The 16,986-nt window shown below is 39.8% G+C and carries 16 protein-coding genes; 10 read left to right on the forward strand and 6 right to left on the reverse strand.

Annotated elements, in window-relative coordinates; translation table 11 throughout:
* Positions 1 to 14: 14 nt before the first annotated feature.
* The 10 genes from ndk to NGC85_RS02925 all read left to right on the forward strand — a co-directional run bounded on the left by ndk (position 15) and on the right by NGC85_RS02925 (position 10,218).
* Positions 15 to 446 carry a nucleoside-diphosphate kinase gene (ndk, locus tag NGC85_RS02880; protein ID WP_005056009.1) on the forward strand — a complete coding sequence of 144 codons (432 nt, stop codon included), beginning with the start codon at positions 15 to 17 and terminating at the stop codon, positions 444 to 446.
* 122 nt (positions 447 to 568) lie between these two features.
* Complete coding sequence (gene rlmN, locus NGC85_RS02885; RefSeq protein ID WP_005061427.1) at positions 569 to 1,804, forward strand: 23S rRNA (adenine(2503)-C(2))-methyltransferase RlmN; 1,236 nt, start codon at positions 569 to 571, stop codon at positions 1,802 to 1,804.
* A 44-nt stretch (positions 1,805 to 1,848) separates the two neighbouring features.
* Positions 1,849 to 2,622: a type IV pilus biogenesis/stability protein PilW gene (gene pilW, locus NGC85_RS02890; protein WP_254805535.1), complete on the forward strand. Its 774-nt coding sequence runs from the start codon at positions 1,849 to 1,851 to the stop codon at positions 2,620 to 2,622.
* Positions 2,613 to 3,404, forward strand: a complete 792-nt coding sequence (locus NGC85_RS02895) for a RodZ domain-containing protein (RefSeq protein WP_005061429.1) — start codon at positions 2,613 to 2,615, stop codon at positions 3,402 to 3,404. Before pilW ends, NGC85_RS02895 begins: the two co-directional genes overlap by 10 nt.
* A gap of 22 nt (positions 3,405 to 3,426) precedes the next feature.
* Positions 3,427 to 4,542: a flavodoxin-dependent (E)-4-hydroxy-3-methylbut-2-enyl-diphosphate synthase gene (gene ispG, locus NGC85_RS02900; protein WP_004652525.1), complete on the forward strand. Its 1,116-nt coding sequence runs from the start codon at positions 3,427 to 3,429 to the stop codon at positions 4,540 to 4,542.
* Positions 4,539 to 5,831, forward strand: coding sequence for a histidine--tRNA ligase (gene hisS / locus NGC85_RS02905; RefSeq protein WP_254804769.1), 1,293 nt, complete (start codon positions 4,539 to 4,541; stop codon positions 5,829 to 5,831). The genes ispG and hisS overlap by 4 nt, the downstream gene beginning before the upstream one ends.
* A gap of 31 nt (positions 5,832 to 5,862) precedes the next feature.
* On the forward strand, positions 5,863 to 6,561 hold the full coding sequence (locus tag NGC85_RS02910) for a tetratricopeptide repeat protein (RefSeq protein ID WP_005061432.1): 699 nt from the start codon (positions 5,863 to 5,865) through the stop codon (positions 6,559 to 6,561).
* Entirely contained in the window at positions 6,561 to 7,703 is a 1,143-nt protein-coding gene (bamB, locus tag NGC85_RS02915) for an outer membrane protein assembly factor BamB (RefSeq protein ID WP_254804770.1), read from the forward strand. Before NGC85_RS02910 ends, bamB begins: the two co-directional genes overlap by 1 nt.
* Positions 7,704 to 8,096: 393 nt before the next feature.
* Positions 8,097 to 9,506 carry a ribosome biogenesis GTPase Der gene (der, locus tag NGC85_RS02920; RefSeq protein WP_005055994.1) on the forward strand — a complete coding sequence of 470 codons (1,410 nt, stop codon included), beginning with the start codon at positions 8,097 to 8,099 and terminating at the stop codon, positions 9,504 to 9,506.
* Positions 9,507 to 9,564: 58 nt separating this feature from the next.
* Positions 9,565 to 10,218, forward strand: a complete 654-nt coding sequence (locus NGC85_RS02925) for a 4'-phosphopantetheinyl transferase superfamily protein (RefSeq protein ID WP_254804771.1) — start codon at positions 9,565 to 9,567, stop codon at positions 10,216 to 10,218.
* Between the two features lie 85 nt (positions 10,219 to 10,303).
* On the opposite strand, the gene secF is transcribed toward NGC85_RS02925, so the two are convergent.
* From secF to NGC85_RS02955, 6 genes are all read right to left on the reverse strand, one after another.
* The gene (gene secF / locus NGC85_RS02930; protein ID WP_254804772.1) at positions 10,304 to 11,272 is read right to left on the reverse strand and encodes a protein translocase subunit SecF; all 969 of its coding nucleotides are present in this window, start codon (positions 11,270 to 11,272) and stop codon (positions 10,304 to 10,306) included.
* Between the two features lie 10 nt (positions 11,273 to 11,282).
* Positions 11,283 to 13,184 (reverse strand): protein translocase subunit SecD, encoded by a 1,902-nt coding sequence (gene secD / locus NGC85_RS02935; protein ID WP_254804773.1) that lies wholly within the window; start codon positions 13,182 to 13,184, stop codon positions 11,283 to 11,285.
* A gap of 51 nt (positions 13,185 to 13,235) precedes the next feature.
* On the reverse strand, positions 13,236 to 13,565 hold the full coding sequence (gene yajC / locus NGC85_RS02940) for a preprotein translocase subunit YajC (protein ID WP_005055987.1): 330 nt from the start codon (positions 13,563 to 13,565) through the stop codon (positions 13,236 to 13,238).
* Between the two features lie 111 nt (positions 13,566 to 13,676).
* Positions 13,677 to 14,807: a tRNA guanosine(34) transglycosylase Tgt gene (gene tgt, locus NGC85_RS02945; protein ID WP_254804774.1), complete on the reverse strand. Its 1,131-nt coding sequence runs from the start codon at positions 14,805 to 14,807 to the stop codon at positions 13,677 to 13,679.
* A gap of 432 nt (positions 14,808 to 15,239) precedes the next feature.
* Positions 15,240 to 15,809, reverse strand: a complete 570-nt coding sequence (locus tag NGC85_RS02950; RefSeq protein ID WP_254804775.1) for a LemA family protein — start codon at positions 15,807 to 15,809, stop codon at positions 15,240 to 15,242.
* A gap of 63 nt (positions 15,810 to 15,872) precedes the next feature.
* Positions 15,873 to 16,901, reverse strand: a complete 1,029-nt coding sequence (locus tag NGC85_RS02955; protein WP_254804776.1) for a hypothetical protein — start codon at positions 16,899 to 16,901, stop codon at positions 15,873 to 15,875.
* Positions 16,902 to 16,986: the final 85 nt, after the last annotated feature.

Raw genomic sequence — 16,986 nt, forward strand, 5'->3', positions numbered from 1 at the left:
AATAGGAGTCAATCATGGCGATTGAACGTACTTTATCTATCGTAAAACCAGATGCAGTTTCTAAGAACCACATTGGTGAAATTTTTGCTCGTTTTGAAAAAGCGGGTTTAAAAATTGTTGCAACTAAAATGAAACACCTTTCTCAAGCTGATGCTGAAGGTTTTTATGCTGAACATAAAGAACGTGGTTTCTTTGGTGATTTAGTTGCATTTATGACTTCTGGTCCAGTTGTTGTTTCAGCTCTTGAAGGTGAAAATGCAGTACTTGCTCACCGTGAAATTTTAGGTGCTACAAATCCGAAAGAAGCTGCTCCTGGTACGATTCGTGCTGACTTCGCTGTAAGCATCGACGAAAATGCTGCTCACGGTTCTGACTCAGTTGCTTCAGCTGAGCGTGAAATCGCTTACTTCTTTGCTGATAACGAGATCTGCCCACGCACTCGTTAATCCAAAGTATTCAAGCCAGATAAGTGGTATACTACTTATCTGGTTTTTTATTTTTTATAGATTAAAGTTGCGTAAATAATGCGCAATAAAATCTAGCGTTGATATTGTTTAGGTAAATATACATGAGTTCTGCAGTGGTCGTTTCATCAGAAAATTTAGATGAAAAACAACAGTCTGTTTCTACACCTGTGGTTCAATCTGTCGATAAGAAAGTAAATTTACTGGGCATGTCACGTCCTGAGTTAGAAAAATTCTTTGAAGATTTAGGTGAAAAGAAGTTTCGCGCTGGTCAAGTGATGAAATGGATGCACCAATTTTTTGTTACCGATTTTGCCGAGATGAGTAATATCTCAGGTAAATTGCGTGAAAAATTAGAAAAAATTTGTGAAATTAAAGCGCCAGAAGTTGTACACCGTAATTATTCAAAAGATGGAACCCGTAAATGGGTGTTCCGTGTGGGTGATGGCGAGGGTTCTTTGGTTGAAACTGTACTCATTCCTGCCGAAGACAAAACAGGTGCGCGAAAAACCTTATGTATTTCTTCTCAAGTGGGATGTGCATTGGATTGTTCATTCTGTTCGACAGGTAAACAGGGTTTTCAACGGGACTTATCACCAGCAGAGATTATTGGACAACTTTGGATGGCAAATTATTCCTATATGGAAGATGTGCCAGTCGCTGAGCGTGAGCGTACAGTGACCAATGTGGTGATGATGGGTATGGGTGAGCCATTACTCAATTACGATGCTGTACTTAGTTCTATGCAACTCATGCTAGATGATTTTGCATATGGCATGTCGAAACGTCGTGTGACTTTATCGACCTCTGGTGTTGTTCCTAAAATTGATCAGTTGGCACAAGATATCGATGTTGCTTTGGCAATTTCGCTACATGCACCGAATGATGAACTTCGTAATGAATTGGTTCCAATCAATAAAAAATATCCATTACAACAATTGATTGCTGCTTGTCAGCGTTATTTGGCAAAAGATGGTAATGAAAGTTCACGCCGTCATGTCACGATTGAATACGTGATGTTGGATGGAGTGAATGATAAACCTGAACACGCGCAACAGTTATTAAAGTTATTGAAAAACTTGCCAAGTAAAATCAACTTAATTCCATTTAATCCTTTTCCTCACGCACCATATGGACGTTCGAGCCGAAACCGCATTATTGCTTTCCAAAAAACTTTGTCTGATGCTGGATTTGTGTGTACGATTCGTCAGACACGTGGCGATGATATTGATGCTGCGTGTGGTCAATTGGTAGGACAGGTTGCTGATCGTACACGTCGTGCAGAACAGTGGAAAAAGAAAGTGGCGCAACAACAGGAAATTTTGCGCACACAAGGATAAAACTTGGGGATAACGCGTTGAATATCAATCAATCAAATAAGCTTATAGCAAATGCTGTTTTGTTTACCGTATTCGGCTTAACAGCTTGCCAATCTACTGCATTAAAAAAAGACCCAGAAAAGGCAGTACAAGTTCGTACACAACTTGCAGCGGAATATATTCGTACACGTGATTTAGATTCGGCTAAACGTTCGCTTGATCAAGCTTTAAGCATTGATTCGCGTGATGCAAACGCAAATATGATGATGGGAATCTTGCTGCAACAAGAAGGCAGTAAGACCAATATGGACAAAGCGGATGCTTATTTTAAGCGCGCGATTTCCTCTGAACCTGATAATGCACAAGCTCGTAATAATTACGGTACATATTTGTATCAATTGCAACGTTATAATGATGCGATTGAGCAATTTACCCGTGCAGGTGCAACCTTGGGTTATGACCAACGCTTTCAATCGTTGGAAAACTTAGGGCGAATCTATTTGAAATTAGGTGATGTTGCGAATGCTGAAAAATCATTCAAACAAGCGCTACAAGCAAATCGAAATGCAACGATTTCAATGTTAGAGTTGTCTGAAATTTTCTATTTGCAACAAAATAATAGAGATGCATCACAACTCTATGAACAATATGTTCGTAGTGTGGGGCAGAAAAACCAAGGTGCACGTGCACTTTGGATTGGTATACGCATTGCTCGAGCAAATGCGGATCAATTAGGAATGCAAGTGTTAGTCAACCAGTTGCGTGCTTTATTTCCTGATAGTCCAGAATATCAACGTTATTTGCAATTACAGTACAGTACTGAGGCCGTATGGAAATAAATCCAAATTCACATCAGCCAACTGGCTCAACCTCACCAACGTCAACGTTAGGAAATATTCAACGACCTGGTGAGTATTTGCGTCAAATTCGTATTGCACAAAAGAAAGAGCTTGAAGAGATTGCAAACGTTTTGAATATGCCTGTCAAAACTTTGACAGCATTAGAGCAAGATGATTATAAATCATTGCCAGAAGCAACTTTTATTAAAGGTTATTATCGTGCTTATGCAAAATGCTTAAATGCGGATGCAAGTGCGATCATTCAACGCTTTGATGAAATTTATGCAAATGATACTGGGCTTAAAGCTAATCATGCTTTAAGTAATTCTCCAATCAAGACGATGGGGAAATTATCAGGTTCGAAAAGTGTAAGAAACCGTAAATGGTTAAAGCGCATTGCTATTTTGGCTGTTGTTGCATTATTGGCATGGTTAGCTGTAATGGCTGTGCAAAAATGGACATCAGGTCAAAAAGATGAAACTGATATACCGAAAATCAACAACTCTGATGTTGAAATTCTCCCGATGGGGAATACGGTAGCAACATCAGGCGATCAATTGGTCTTAAATTTTAGTCGTCCAACCTCAGTGCATATTGTTGATGCAACTGGAAAGGTATTGGCAACAGGTCGTCAGGCTTCTACACTAACTTTGTCTGGTGAATCACCATTCCAAATTCGTTTAGATGATGCGACAGCAGTTACATTGAATCTGAATCAAGAGCAAATCCCATTGTCGCCTTATACGGTCAATGGTAAGGCAGAATTCCGTTTGTCTCGTTAATGCCAAAGAGTAGAGCTATACGATGATTGTGAATCCAATTAAACGCCGCCCGACACGTAAAATTCGTGTTGGCTCGGTGTATGTCGGTGGTGATGCCCCGATTAGTGTGCAAAGTATGACGAATACTGAAACATGTGATGTCGATGCGACTGTCGCGCAAATCCAGCGCTGTGCAGATGCAGGTGCAGATATTATGCGCGTTTCTGTTCCTTCAATGGAAGCAGCAGAAGCATTCGGTGCAATTCGTAAACGTGTTTCAGTACCTTTAGTTGCAGATATTCATTTTGATCATCGTATTGCTTTAGCTGTTGCAGATTATGGTGCAGATTGTTTGCGAATTAACCCAGGTAATATTGGTTCTGATCAAAAAGTACGTGAAGTTGTTGCTGCGGCAAAACATCATGGTATTTCGATTCGTATTGGGGTAAATGCGGGCTCTCTGGAAAAAGATTTACAAGTGAAATATGGTGAACCGACAGGGCAGGCTTTGCTTGAGTCGGCAATGCGTCATATTGATATTTTAGATCGCTTAGACTTTCAAGAGTTCAAAGTTAGCGTAAAAGCATCGAATGTATTTTTAACGATGGATGCATATCGTTTACTCTCTCAACAAATTGATAATCCATTACATTTAGGTGTAACTGAAGCAGGAATTTATCGCACAGGTACCGTAAAATCGGCGATCGCTTTAGGTGGCTTATTGATGGAAGGCATTGGCGATACCATGCGTATTTCGCTTGCTGCTGAGCCTGAAGATGAAATTAAAATCGGTTTTGATATTTTAAAATCGTTGGGTTTACGCTCGAATGGAATTAACTTTATTGCTTGTCCAAGCTGTTCACGTCAAGAATTTAATGTGATTCAAGTGATGCAAGCATTGGAAGAGCGTTTAGAGGATATTCGTACGCCAATGGACTTATCGGTGATTGGTTGTAAAGTGAATGGTCCTGGTGAGGCGAAAGAAGCTGATATTGGAATTGTTGGCGCATCGCCGCGTTCACTGGTCTATCGTAATGGTGAAAAAAGTCATTTAATTGACACAAATCAGTTGGTTGATGAAATTGAAACAATGGTTCGTCAACGTGTTCAAGAGCTTGAAGAAGCAAAATCTAAAGAAATTATTCGTAGTTCATCATGAGTTCAATTGTCGCTATTAAAGGGTTTAATGACATCCTTCCAACGCAAACTGCGGCTTGGAGAAGTCTGGAACAACAACTTGCATCACTAATGGATGCTTATGGTTATCAACAAATTCGTTTACCGATTGTTGAGCAAACGGGTTTATTCAAACGTGCCATTGGCGATGCGACCGATATTGTTGAAAAGGAAATGTATACCTTTTTCGATAAAGGAACACCGCCAGAGTCTTTGACTTTACGTCCTGAAGGAACGGCAGGTTGTGTGCGTGCAATGTTGGAACATAACTTACTTCGTGGTGCTACGCCACGTGTTTGGTATGTAGGACCAATGTTCCGTTATGAAAAACCACAAAAAGGTCGTTACCGCCAATTTCATCAATTTGGTGTGGAAACTTTTGGGGTTGCAACGCCTGATATTGATGCTGAAATTATTTTAATGACCGCACGCTTATGGAAGCGTATGGGTGTGGCTGCAAATGTACGCTTAGAGTTGAATACTTTAGGTGAAACAGATGAACGTACAGAATATCGAGCAGCACTGGTTGAATTTTTAAACCAGCATAAAGATGCTCTAGATGAAGATTCGCAGCGTCGTTTAACCACAAATCCGTTGCGTATTTTAGATTCTAAGGTTGAATCAACGCAAAAGATTTTAGAAAATGCGCCGAAGCTGCATGATTTCTTAAAAGAAGACTCAATCAATCACTTCCAGCAATTACAGCAATATCTTACAGATGCTGGTGTTGAGTTTGTGATTAATCAAAAGCTGGTACGTGGGCTCGATTATTATAATAAAACCGTTTTTGAATGGACAACCACCATGTTGGGCTCGCAAGGTACGGTTTGTGCGGGTGGTCGTTATGACGGTTTAGTCGGTCAGCTCAAAGGTAAGGCGGATCAATCTGTGCCTGCTGTTGGCTTTGCGATGGGAATGGAGCGGTTGCTGTTATTACTTGAGCAAGTTGAGCAAGTTAAACCTGTTCGTGATTGCGAAGTGTTTTTATTGGCTGAACCTGCATATCAAGCTAAAGCTTTGGTTTTCGCTGAGCAAATCCGAGATCGATTAGAAGCTGCAAATAGTTCGATTCGTCTTAAAACAGGTTCACAAGGCAGCATGAAAAGCCAAATGAAAAAGGCTGATCAATCGGGTGCGGTCTTTGCGGTGATTCTTGGCGAGCGTGAATGGGAGTCTCAACAGCTTTTAGTCAAAGAGCTTGCCTCGGCTGAGCAATCACAGGTCAGTTTAAACGAGCTAACTGTGTTCTTGATCGAAAAATTTAAACAATAAATTGCACAATATTTAGGAAAAGGACAATCACATGAGTGTAAGTGATGAAGAACAACTCGACCAATTAAAGTCGTTTGGCAAAAAATATGGTTCGGCCATTATTAGTGGAATACTCATTGCTTTGATTGCCTTTTTCGGATGGGAATATTGGCAAAAGAAAAATCTTGCTGAAGCTCAGAACCAAACAGCGAAAGTACAAAAGTTGATGGATGAAGCGAAAGCTGCATCAGGTCAGCCTAATGCTTTTGCAACGGTTTCTGAAGCAGCAGATAAAATTGTGAAAGATGATGCAAATTCAGTTCAAGCAATTCAAACTCAGTTTATTTTGGCAAAACTTGCTTATGATAAACAAGATTATGCTGCTGCCGAAAAAGCATTGAAAAAAGTTGAAAATACTAAGGTTAAAGATGCTGGTTTGGTGCAAATTGTTAAACTGCGTTTAGCAGATGCGCAATTGGCGCAGAAGAAATATGATGAGGCGTTAAAAACGTTATCAAACGTGACTGAGCCTGCATTCAAAGCTTCAGTTGAAGAGTTGCGTGGTGATATTTTTGTTGCTAAAAAAGACAATGCTTCTGCTCGTAAAGCGTATCAAAGTGCGTGGGATAGTTTGCTTGAACGTAAGCAAGAGCGTCAGCTTTTACAAATTAAACTCGAAAGTGTTGGCGTTTTAGTGGATGATCCTGATTTTGAGCGCCCAATCTTAGATACCAAAGTGGATGAGTCTTAATGCAGAATAAACTAAAACTTCCTTTGGCAATTGCAATTGCTTCAGCTTTATTGGTTGGTTGTTCAAGCAATAAAGTAAAAGAGGCAAAACCAAATCCTTTGCCTAAAATCACGCAACAACAAAATCTTAATCTTGTGTTTTCACAAAGTGTATCGTCGACTAATGCTGCTGAAGCATTACGTTTACAATTAGATACAGATAATGGTGTGATTTTTGCGATTGATCCTGATGGTCAAGTCTCTGCTTATAAAGGCAAAGAGCGTCTTTGGAAAAGCAAGATAACCAAACAAGAACTTACTGCGGGTGTAGAAGCTGCTGAAGGACTTGTGGTTATCGGTAATCGAAAAGGGCAACTATTTGCTTTGGATCAAAGTACTGGTGAACAAAAGTGGACGGCTAAATTATCTGGTGCCATTTTATCGCCATCTCTTGTTCAATCTGGACGTGTGGTTACTATTGCAAATGACGGGACTGTATTTGCGCATGATGCAGCGACTGGTCAACAAGTTTGGGCGTATAAACTTCCAAATGTTCAGTTTAGTTTACGCGGTCAGCCTGCACCTGTAAGTTTAGATGATCGTACCGTATTGATTGGTTCTGCAAATGCATATGTGTATGCAATTGACATTATCAGCGGTGTACCTCGATTCCAACGTCGTGTTGCAATCAGTGAAGGGCGTTCAGACATTCAGCGTTTAGTTGATATTGTTGGTGATCCAGTTGTTGCAGGGCAATACTTGGTAACGACCAGTTTCCAAGGACAAGTAACGGTGACCGATTTAGCGACACAACGTGTGGTGTGGAGCGAAGATGCAAGTAGTACAAATCGTCCAGAAGTTGCAGAAGATAAAGTATTTGTTTCAACAGTTGATGGTAAGTTGAATGCTTATAATTTAGCGACGGGTGAGTTGGTTTGGCAAAATGAAGAGTTATTGAATCGTAAGCTCAGTAACCCAGTAATCTTAGGACAAAATTTAGTCGTAGGTGATTTAGATGGTGTGATTCACCTGATTGATCCTGCTACTGGAAAATTAGTTGGGCGTGCAAAAACCAGTGGTGAAGTACTATCATTGCGCGTGATTGACAATCAACTTTATGTTGCGACTCGAAAAGGCGCATTAAGCATTTGGCAGAATCGTTAATTTTACCCAAGCTTGTGGTAAAATAGTTGATTAGCATTTGCTAGACAAGACATTAATCGGGGTGTTTGATAATCAAAGCCCCGAATTTTTATTTTATTTACTTGAGTTCGATATCAAATTTTTAATTAAAATATGATATTCGGAAATGTCATTCGCATCTGTTTGAAATAGGACTACATCAATTGGATGTAGTTTCTGTGACAGGTTAAGCTCATCACTATAGAACGAGTTTTGCGAACGACGATGGTTTTGCCTAATTTGGCGAAGTCTTGTGAAGCTTGAACGGCTTCTCAGGTCGAGTCGATGGTTTATCTGATAATAAGATGAACACTCGGCAATATCCCATTATGATCATTCATACCTCAAGGTTATTCTCTATATCAAGGTTAATCTATGAAACCCGTTATTGCGCTCATTGGTCGTCCAAACGTCGGAAAATCAACGCTATTTAACCAAATCACTAAAAGTCGTGATGCTTTGGTTGCTGACTTCGCTGGTTTAACTCGTGACCGCAAATACGGTGATGCGGTTTATCAGAACAAATCTTTTATTGTCGTTGATACTGGTGGTATTGGTGAAAATGAAGGTGGTATCGATACTTATATGGCTGAGCAGTCTAAAACTGCAATCCATGAAGCTGATATTATTGTATTTGTTGTTGATGCGCGTGCTGGCTTGTTAGCATCTGATGAGCAAATTGCGCGTGAACTGCGTACTCTAGGCAAAAAAGTTTATTTAGTCGCCAATAAAGTTGATGGCGTTCATGCTGAAGCTGCTTTGGTTGAGTTTTATAAGCTGGGTATGGGTGAACCCATCCAAGTGGCGGCAAGTCATGGTCGTGGTGTGCAGCAAATGCTTGAAGAAGTATTGGTTGATGTACCTGAAGATGAAAATCCAGACGAACATGACAAAGCAACAGGTTTACGTTTAGCGATCATTGGTCGTCCAAATGTAGGTAAATCAACATTAGTCAATCGCTTACTGGGTGAAGATCGTGTTGTTGCATTTGACCAACCAGGAACAACCCGTGATTCGATTTACATCCCTTTTGAGCGCGATGGTCGTCAATATACTTTGATCGATACTGCGGGTGTGCGTCGTAAGGGTAAAGTAGATGAAATGATTGAGAAGTTCTCAATTGTAAAAACACTACAAGCGATTAAAGATGCACACGTTATTGTGGTTGTATTAGATGCTCGTGAAGGTGTGGTTGAGCAAGATTTACATTTAATTGGTTATGCATTAGAAGCTGGTCGTGCCATGGTCATTGCGATTAATAAATGGGACAACATGACCGAGTATGATCGTAAACAATGTAAGTTGGATGTTGACCGTCGTTTTGACTTTATTCCTTGGGCAAAAGTACATTTAATTTCTGCGTTGCATGGCACAGGCGTTGGTGAGATGTACCCGACGATTCATCGTGCCTATGATTCTTCACACTTAAAAGTTTCACCTGCAAAGTTGACTCAGATCTTAAATGATGCAACTGAAGCGCATCAACCTCCTATGGTTGGTGGTAAACGTATCAAAATGCGTTATGCGCATATGGGTGGACAAAATCCACCAACGATTGTTATCCATGGAAATAAGGTGGATAAAACCCCAGCGGATTATCGCCGTTATCTTGAGAATGTTTTTCGTAAAGTTTATAAATTGGAAGGAACACCAGTTCGTGTCGATTTTAAAACATCTGAGAATCCATTTGAGGGTCGTAAATCACAAGTGGATGAGCGTGTAGCTGCACGTAAACGCCGCTATGTTCAAAAGTTCAAAAAGGCTGAAAAGAAATTTAAGCGTTAATTTTTATTGATGCAAAAAGCCCAAAAGTTTTGGGCTTTTTTTATAAGAGATGATAGGGATGGCTGCACGAATTATTCAGATCCATGTTCAGGCATTGACGCAGCTGCTTGAAAAACATAAAACTGATTTTGCTGATTTACGCAGTTTTAACCTTTATAAAAAACAGCAGATAAAAGACCATCGCAATCAACTGCTAGCGAAGGAACTAGGTTGTTCGATAGCTGATTTATTCTTTGAAAAACATGCTCATGGCAAGCCTTTTTTAAGTTCGCATACATTGCATTTTAATTATACTCATAGCCAGCAATATTATGCCTTGGCGATGAGTGAGCGAGTCAAAGATATTGGGGTTGATGTAGAAGAACTCGATCGCAAAGTACGCTTTGATGCGTTGGCAAAACATGCATTTCATGCCGAAGAATATGATGTGTGGATGCAACAAGATCAAGACACTGAATATTGGTTTCGCGTTTGGACTACAAAAGAGGCGGTTTTAAAGGCATCAGGTTTAGGGATTCGTTTGGACTTGAATAGTTTGAACACGCAGGTTCATCCTTCAAATCATGGTGGTATGTGTTCTCATCCTTTGATCGGGACTTTTGCTTATCAGAATTTTATTTTAAATCAGAAGATAGTGCTGACTTTAGCATGGCGGGCAGAGCAATCTTGTCGTGGTTTTCAATTTCCTCAGATTCAGATTATTCAGCATTAAAAGAAAAGCATAAAGTTGAATAGAAAAATAGATAAAAGCCAGCATTTTGCTGGCTTTTAATTTGGATCAGAAGAATCGAGTGTAATTAAGGAATCTCGTCTTCTTCAAATTCAGGTTTAACTTGAACAATAAAATCTTGACGATTCAAACCACGCCATAATGCATAAGCTGTACCAATATAAATTGAAGAGTAAGTCCCAACAAATATACCGACAAACATTGCCACAGAGAACCAATGTAAACCATCGCCACCAAGGAACATCATCGCAAGGACTACGAGTAACAATGTCATCGAGGTATGAATGGTTCGACGTAAAGTTTCTGTCAGTGCAATATCGACGATTTCTGTTGGTGTTGCACCACGAATTTTACGGAAGTTTTCGCGGATACGATCTGATACAACGATATTATCGTTGAGCGAGAAACCAATAACCGCAAGAACTGCTGCTAAAACAGTTAAATCGAACGACCATTGAAACAGCGCGAAGACACCAAAAATGATGATAATGTCATGAAATAATGACAGAACAGCACCAATTGCCAGTTTAAATTCAAATCGAATGGTGACGTAGATCAACATAAGAATCAATGCAAGCGCAACAGCACCTGCTGAACGAACATAGAGCTCATTGCCTACTGCACCACCTACAGCGTCGACCTTATGGACTTCAACTGCGTTGTTTGGTAATTGTACTGCTTTAGTGATGCTATCGCTGAGATCTTCAACATTCAGATCATCTTGTACTGGCATACGCACGATCAGGTCAGTATTACTTCCTAATGTTTGCACCACAGCATCTTTAAAACCAGCACTATCTAAAGCTTTTACAACTTGAGCTGGTTGAACTGCTTGTTTGTAGTTCAATTCAGCAGATATACCGCCTGTAAAGTCTAAACCGAGATTTAGACCTTTAGTAACGATAAAGAAAATACTCGCAATTGTAATCAGAATCGAGAAGATTGCCGCAGGTTTTGCGATCTTCATGAATGGAATGATTTTTAGATCATCAGGACGACCGTATTGCTTTGAGTCTTGTTGAGTCAGATCAGTCATGTGAATCTCCTTAAATGCTCAACTTAGTCAAATTACGGCGTTTGCCATAAATGAGCTGTACGATTGCACGTGTTACTGTGATTGCGGTAAACATCGAACAAACAATACCAATCATCAATGTCACAGCGAAGCCTTTGATCGGGCCTGTACCAATTGCGAATAAAATAAATGCAACGAGGAATGTGGTTAAGTTTGAGTCTAAAATCGTGTTATAAGCTCGATCATAACCCGCCACAATCGCCTGTTTCGGCGAGGCGCCCCAGAGCATTTCTTCTCGTATTCGCTCACAGATCAAAACGTTGGCATCGACTGCCATACCGATGGTAATCACGATACCCGCAATACCAGGCAGGGTGAGGGATGCACCTAACCAAGACATCACTGTCAAAATCATCGCAAGGTTAAATACCAAGGCAAAGTTGGCGATTAAACCAAATAAGCGGAAGAATACGATCATCCAAATAGCAACGAGTAAGAAACCAATTTGGGTAGATAACACCCCTTTATCAATATTTTCTTGACCAAGACTTGGACCAACGACACGCTCTTCAACAAAGTACATTGGCGCGGCTAAAGCACCAGCACGTAGCATCAATGCAAGTTCAGCAGCTTCTTGAGGGGAGTCAAGACCCGTGATGCGGAACTGGGAACCGAGTACAGCTTGAATGGTTGCTGCATTGATGACCACAGACTCCGTATAAGGTGTACGAACCTCAGTTTGTGCACCAGTTTTCGGATCGGCAACGTAAGAAATTTTTTGTTTATTTTCAATAAACAATACCGCCATACGCTTGCCTACAGCACCACGTGTCGCATCAGCCATCAGCTTGCCACCAGCGGTATCTAAAGTAATATTTACTTCAGCACCACCTGAATCTTGGCTGAAACCTGAGCTTGCATTTTGAACACGTTCACCCGTTAAAATACGGTTGCGGTTGAGGAGTAATTGACGACCGCTATCCAAAGATTCGTAAGCAAAAACTTCAGTACCAGGCGGAAGTGGTTGACCATTATATTTACCCGTATATGGGTCAATATATTGATCATTGCTATCAGCAACTAAACGAAATTCTAAGTTCGCAGTACGACCTAATACACGTTTTGCTTCCGCTGTATCTTGGACACCTGGTAATTCAACCACAATACGATTGCTACCTTGGGTTTGTACCAATGCTTCAGCTACACCTAACTCGTTAATACGATTACGTAAAGTGGTTAAGTTTTGATTGACAGCATAAGACTGAATTTCTTGACGACGAGCATCAGTATAATTCAATCGAAGTGTTGCACCTGAAGAGGTTGCAATAGATTGTTGCGTAAATTCATTACCATTACGACGTAAGAAATCAGCTGCAGCATCACGATCAGCATTGTCTGCAAATTGAACTGTAATGGTATTATTACTGAGTGCAAGATTATTAAATTTGATTTTGTTATCGCGAAATTGACGACGCAAGTCAGTTGCAGATGTTTCCATACGCTGACTAATTGCTTTATCCATGTCGACTTCAAGCAGGAAATGTACACCGCCACGTAAGTCCAAACCGAGTTTCATCGGTTTAGCCCCAATTTTTTGCAGCCATTCAGGTGTCGTTGGTGCAAGATTGAGGGCAACCACGTAATTATCACCTAAATCACGGCGTAGAACTTCTTTTGCTTTTAATTGAGCTTCTGATGAGTCTAAGCGTAATAAAGCCGCATTGTTGGTGAAACTATTATCATGACTGCTAATATTGGCAGTTTTTAAAATCTGCTCAGCTTTTTGCACTATGGTTTGATCAATTTGAGTGCCTGCTTTTGCACCAGAAATTTGGACAGCAGGCTCATCTGGATACAGACTTGGAAGTGCATATAACGTACTGATCACAAACACAACAAGGATCAGTAAATATTTCCATGCAGGGTAACGCATTCGCTTTCTTCTTAAATGAAAAAGTCGTGCTGAGGCACGACTGTTTTATGATTAAAGGTTATTCAGTGTGCCTTCAGGTAAAACTGAAATAACACTTGCACGTTGGATTTTTACTTCTACACCACGACTGAGTTCTACAACTGCAAAGTCACCCTCAAGTTTGATGATTCGTCCCATTAAACCACCCGCAAATACGATTTCACTGCCAACACCTAAGCTTTCAATTAAAGAGCGATGTTCTTTGGCACGTTTTGCTTGAGGTCTCCAGATCAAGAAATAAAAGATTGCAATAAATACAGCAATCATCAATAAGTTAGCCATTAGGCTAGGGCCTTGTGTAGCTGCTGGAGCTGCGTGAGCAGTAGAAATTAAAAAGCTCATTTCGATTTCCTAAAGTTAAAAAAGCCAAAAAAATAACAATAAATTCCAATTCGTTTTGCAATGTACCTTGTCTTGCGTTTAGGCGCAAATCTTGATGCATTTACTTATAAATTAATCTTCAGGGCAGGCTGGAACTTCTAATCCACGACGAGCATAAAAGTCCTGAACATATTCATCAAAAGTTCCATTATCCAATGCATCACGCATACCCTGAGTGAGGCGTTGGTAGTAACGTAAATTATGAATTGTTCCAAGCATGGACGCTAACATCTCACCACACTTCTCTAAATGATATAAATAGGCACGACTGAAGTTTTTACAAGTGTAGCAATCACAATGTGGGTCTAAAGGACCTTGATCATGGCGATAACGACTATTACGAATTCTAACTAGACCATCAGTCACAAAATAATGACCATTACGCGCATTACGTGTAGGCATCACGCAGTCGAACATATCAACACCACGACGAACCGCTTCCACAATATCTTCTGGTTTACCTACGCCCATGAGGTAGCGCGGTTTATCTGCTGGCATTTTATTAGGTAAATAATCAAGCACCTTGATCATTTCCTCTTTTGGCTCACCTACTGATAAACCACCAATGGCATACCCATCAAAACCTACTTCGAGTAAGCCAGTAAGTGACTCATCACGAAGGTCTTCGTACATACCACCTTGAATAATGCCAAATAATGCATTCTTATTCTTCAGCCCATCGTGGTGGTGGGTTTTACAACGTTTCGCCCAACGTAAAGAAAGTTGCAATGATTTTTGCGCTTCTTCATGTGTCGCAGGGTATGGTGTACATTCATCAAAAATCATGACGATATCTGAATTGAGTACATGTTGAATCTCCATTGAAATTTCAGGAGATAAAAACACTTTTGAACCATCAATCGGAGAGCGGAAAGTCACACCTTCTTCTTTAATTTTACGCATTGCGCCTAAACTAAAGACTTGGAAACCACCTGAGTCGGTTAAAATAGGCTTATCCCAACGGATAAACTCATGCAAACCACCATGCTCTTTAATCACTTCCAAGCCTGGACGTAGATACAGATGGAAAGTATTTCCTAAGATAATTTGTGCCTGAATTTCTTCAATATCACGAGGGAGCATGCCTTTAACCGTACCATAAGTACCCACTGGCATAAACACAGGGGTTTCAACCACACCGTGTTCTAAAGTAAGTCGACCACGACGGGCGCGCCCCGACTGGCCTAATTTTTCAAATTTCATGTAATAACCTGAGCAAGATCGAAGTGCTACTTTGATTGCAGCGCAAGGAGGCGAAAAAACAGTTCGCTGATCGAAAGCAGCTATTTTCCCCGATTATGGTCTGTAGTTCTACTACTAAATGTAGCGATAGATAAAATAGATTTAATTTAATAAATTTTGAATGATATTTGTTTGAATATTGAGAAGTAAATTCTTATTTACGTTAATAAGGTTTTTGCATTTTGTAATGCGAAATTTGTGAGGAAATTTGCTATCGAGATGGCGGCATGGATGCCGCCGCGTTAGACTGCGGTAGCATGGATGTACCGTCAGTCTAACAAATGGTTTTGGTTACTTTTGCCAAAACAAAAGTAACTCCAACCGAAGGTTTTTTTGCTGAAATAGATGAGATAACTGAAAGATGCTAAGATAATAATATGTATAACTACCGCGCTAAAAATTCGGTTTATAGTCAAAGTTTTCAGTGGCGAGATTATCTTTAAACGGGCGAATGGTTTTCTTCGATAAGGTCAGTGTATTGATCAAGTTATTTGGAAATACTTCAATTTGATTATTAAATAATTCCACATTACGGTTAAAGATGGTGATTGCAGCACCAACATTTTCGTTTTGTTCCTGAATATCATCCATCATTTTGCTATATAGCGTATCCGCTTTAAGCTCAGGATAATTTTCAACTACAACATTTAAACTACGGATCAGTTCCTTACTCATTTTCTCAATCTGTTGTAACTGAGAAATATCAGCATCATTCACATTTAGATTAAGAATTTGCTGACGTAGTTCAGTTACTTTCTCTAATGTTGATTTTTCAAATTGAGTATATTGCGCCAATGTCGCTTCTAATGCTTCGAGTGTTTTCACTTTTTGGCGTTCAAAGTTAGCCACATCAGACCATGCGCGTTTAGTCGCGTTGAAATAACGGACAATATTGTTACGTGTCATAATCCCCCAAACGATGATTACAACAAAAATCCCCAAGAAAATCATTAAGCCTGTCATTTTGACTCCCCTTATTTTTATTCGCCCACGACATCCTCTTGATTGAAGAGTATGGTAAGAAATTTATTGAATTAAATTCAGCATGAGTTGTTGAAATTTTTGATATTGAGGCATATTCATGGTTCTTAAATGTCCACGTAATGCAGAAATATCATTAATTTCACTACGCTTACTGGCGGTTTGGAAAAGATTTTGTTCGCCAACGTAACACAAGATTTGCTCTTCATGATGATAAATTAAATCACCTGTAAAATGTTCAAAAAAATCATGTAATTTTAAGGTCATACTGGGACTGACTTCTTTTGCGAGTTGGTGTTGGTTGATGCCAAAAATATTCAGTTTTTGATTAATTAAGATATCACTGCTTTGCCAAGAACTACTATAAGGTTGAAAAAATTGAGAGCGTTGGTTGCTCACTGCAATACCCAATGCGGGCATCTGAAAAATAAAAGCTCCCCATAAATCTTTATGGATTTCTTTGACGATTTTTTTATCGCTACTATGGTCCTGAATAATTGGCATTTCACTGACATAGTGATATTGAAATAATAAGACTTGATGATCAGTTGTTCCATCATTCCATGTGGTCGATGCAAATTGAGTAATGTCGTTGGATTCAGTTCCTCGATTAAACAAAGGGAAATGTTGTTTTAACTTACTCATGACCAAAAGTGGTTGTGCTTGGATGGGTAAATATGCAGGTAATTGTTGAAACTGTAAGCCATAACGCAATATGGTCATTCGCTGTTCTAAAAAAGAAATCACTTGAGTCAGAGGGGTTTTCGGTTCGTAAAGTAAATAGGCTAAAAAACCTGTTAAAAATCCTCCGAGTAAACTCCAGATATATTGAATATGTGGATGCAGAAAATAGCCAAATACCAATGTTCCAACACTAATAACTCCCAGTAAGTAGGGAAGCACATTAAAAAATTGTAGACTGTGATCGTCACGCCACGGATGTAAAGCATCTAGCAAGGCTTGATCACTATGTGACTTTTGTCCTGCTTCCCACAGCCGAGCAATATTACGGAAAACCTGCGCATTTTTTTTACGTCTGATATGAAGCACTTGTTGTATAGTGTCAATTGGCATGGAAATAATCGTTTCATTATAATGAGTTGGTCTGATTTGAATTATGCGTTAAATTTAATAAACGAAGAAGTCTATAATCTGATTC

It is taken from the genome of Acinetobacter sp. Z1, from assembly GCF_024296945.1.
GTDB lineage: Bacteria > Pseudomonadota > Gammaproteobacteria > Pseudomonadales > Moraxellaceae > Acinetobacter > Acinetobacter beijerinckii.